The organism is Lacinutrix sp. MEBiC02404 (assembly GCF_053601575.1).
The window spans coordinates 1-2,681 of the sequence record NZ_JBSHNV010000097.1 but is presented as its reverse complement, the minus strand read 5'-3'; the positions used below and the strand labels follow the sequence as shown (position 1 = coordinate 2,681).

Sequence of the window (2,681 nt, the reverse complement as noted above, 5' to 3'; positions counted from 1 at the left end):
TGGTTTATAAAATCAAACAGAATCCAATCCGTAACGTTTTTCAGATTACATTATTCATCTGAGTAATTATTCCCTTATTGGAAGTTCAGACTTATAGATTTTCCAATAATTTTTGTTGGTGAGTAACTTATAGATAACGTGTTTGTATATGGTTTGTTGCGTGTTTAAGAACGTAATTTAGCAAATAAAAACCGAATAGAAAATCCGCGAGGGTTTTCGTAAGCAGGCTAGAACCAGCAATAAAATATATACGGTGTTGGCAATAGTTTTTTATTCACAATCTGATTGTATTTCTTTATTTTTCCATTGAATCCAATATTCTTGTAATCCTTCAGGTGTTTTTTTTAGATTACTAATATTTAATTCGTGTCCTTTCAATGTAACATTTTGAAGTTCTTTTTTTCTTCTTTCCAATGATGGTTTATGATTCCAGCCTCCAACGTGGTCAAAGGAAGTATAAGCTTCACATTTTGAGTCAACGGATTTAAAAGGAATAAAAAGGGTATAAATAACTTTTCCACTTCCCATTCCTTGAGTTCTCATTTCAATTTCAGTAAAGTCTACTTTTTTATAATTCTTTTTGTGATAGAGTTCTTTTAGCTTTTTTCCAACAGAATTACTCATTTTATTCGAGAATTGATGTGCAATATCTTTTCCGTTTATAAATTCAGAACCTATATATTTCCCATTGCAACCTTTTTCTGTACATTCTATTCCATTCTTATCTAAAGTTTCCGATTCATTAATTTTCTTATTGTCAGTTTTACAATTTATTTGAAATAAGCTAATAAAATAGATGTAAATAAGTAGTTTCATAAGTTCGGTTTTTAATTATTGCCAACGTGTTTGTATATGATTAGTGGCGTGTGTAAGTAACTAATTTAGCAAATAAAAACCAAATAGAAAATTCGGAAGAATTTTCGTAAGCAAGCTAAAACAAGCCATTAATTATATACGGTGTTGTACAACGTACTTACTTTTCCGTATCCATTAGCCAAGGATAAGTAAATTCCGTTGATTTTGTTAATTCCTTTTTTAATTTTTCTCGATCAAATTCCAATTTAGAATATTTAAATCGTTCAAAGAGTAAGTTATATGCTGATTGATGAAGCCCGTATTTTTTTAATGTATAAAAATCCGATTTCGCTTTATTTATATTTAGATTAGCATAATCAAATTCAATATTCAATAAGTCTATCAAAGTGTCATTTACAAACTGATTTTCGTAATCCAGTCGTTTTCTGTCTGATTTAAAAGAGTTAAATTCTCGTATTATTTCATAAACAATTGAGTCATTTTTCTCTGCTTTTCTGCGCTTCCAGAATTCGGCATAATAATTTGTTTGTATTTCAGGCTTTTCGTAGGTCAGTTCTAAACTGTCTGTTAAATTCTCGAAATTCTTTTTTATGTAAACGTCTTGAATTAGGAATTCATTATCACTTTTTAAAATCAGATTTTCAATTTTATCGTAACCGAGCTTTTTAAACGATTCGTGAATTGTTTTTAAATTTTCAGGTTTTCTAATCCACGTATTTTTTGTCCAATCCGAATTTCTTAAATCGAAAAATGAAGTTTGATTTTCTGTATAAAATTCCATTTCGCTTTTTTCTTTATCAACGCAAGAAATAAGCAATAAAATCAGAATGTTTAATGTCAGCAGTTTGTTCATTCGTATGTTGTACAACGTGTTTGTATATGGTTTGTTGCGTGGTTAAGAACGTAATTTAGCAAATAAAAACCGAATAGAAAATCCGCGAGGGTTTTCGTAAGCAGGCTAGAACCAGCAATAAATTATATACGTTGTTGTGCAACGTTTTTTTATTATATTAATGTTCTTTCTTTAAGTAATAACTTTTGTTCGTTTTACTATCAATATCATAAGGGAAAAGTTTATTACTCTTTTTAAAATACTTATAAGTAAAATTATAATATGTCCAACGTGGTTCATCTATCCAGTCGTATATATAAATAGTGAAAATGTTTGATTTAGAATCAACTACTTTATGTTCGTAAAATGGATATCCCAAACTTCCTGAGACAATAAAATCTATTTTAGTGTCTTTAGAAAGACTTAATATTCCTTCATCATTTGTTAATCTACTACTTTTTTTGTTATTAATGAATATTTCTGATAAACTAGAAATTGAATCATTCAAAATTATTCTAATTCTGATACTGTCAATATTCTTTTCAAAACTCTCTACAACTTTTGTCTTTGGATTAATATAATTTGGCATTGTGTCAGGTTTCATATAAACTGTATCAGCAATGAAATTCCAAGAGCCAGATATTGTATCTAAATATGGTGATGAGTAGGAAACTAAGGTAAATCTGTTGTCTTTTTTAATGTTAAGCTTACTAAAATCTCCATGATTGCCTTTAAAAGAGTATAATCCGTCGACACTGCTACAACTGACAATAGTTGATATTGATAAAATTAGCATGAAGAAGTTAGATGCTATTTTTTTATTTGGAAAAATGTACATTTTCATGAAAAAGTTATAGGTGCTTATTTTTGCAATGAGTGACGTTTAAATGTTGCACAACGTATACGTATATGGAAAGTAGCGTTTAAATAATGACTTGTCTTTCCGGCTTGTATATATTTTATAAAGAAACAAAAAATATTGATTAAACAACCAATTAGCTATTTTATATATACGTTGTTATGTTTAGTAATT

General features: G+C 28.3%; 3 protein-coding genes. All 3 read right to left on the bottom strand.

The annotated features are described in order from the left end of the window. Nucleotides 1-270: 270 nt before the first annotated feature. The 3 genes from ACVCXO_RS01030 to ACVCXO_RS01020 all read right to left on the bottom strand — a co-directional run bounded on the left by ACVCXO_RS01030 (nt 271) and on the right by ACVCXO_RS01020 (nt 2,492). On the bottom strand, nt 271-816 hold the full coding sequence (locus ACVCXO_RS01030) for a hypothetical protein (protein WP_188464791.1): 546 nt from the start codon (nt 814-816) through the stop codon (nt 271-273). Between the two features lie 157 nt (nt 817-973). Next, on the bottom strand, nt 974-1,597 hold the full coding sequence (locus ACVCXO_RS01025) for a hypothetical protein (RefSeq protein ID WP_452227742.1): 624 nt from the start codon (nt 1,595-1,597) through the stop codon (nt 974-976). Nucleotides 1,598-1,826: 229 nt separating this feature from the next. Next, entirely contained in the window at nt 1,827-2,492 is a 666-nt protein-coding gene (locus ACVCXO_RS01020) for a hypothetical protein (protein WP_452227741.1), read from the bottom strand. Nucleotides 2,493-2,681: the final 189 nt, after the last annotated feature.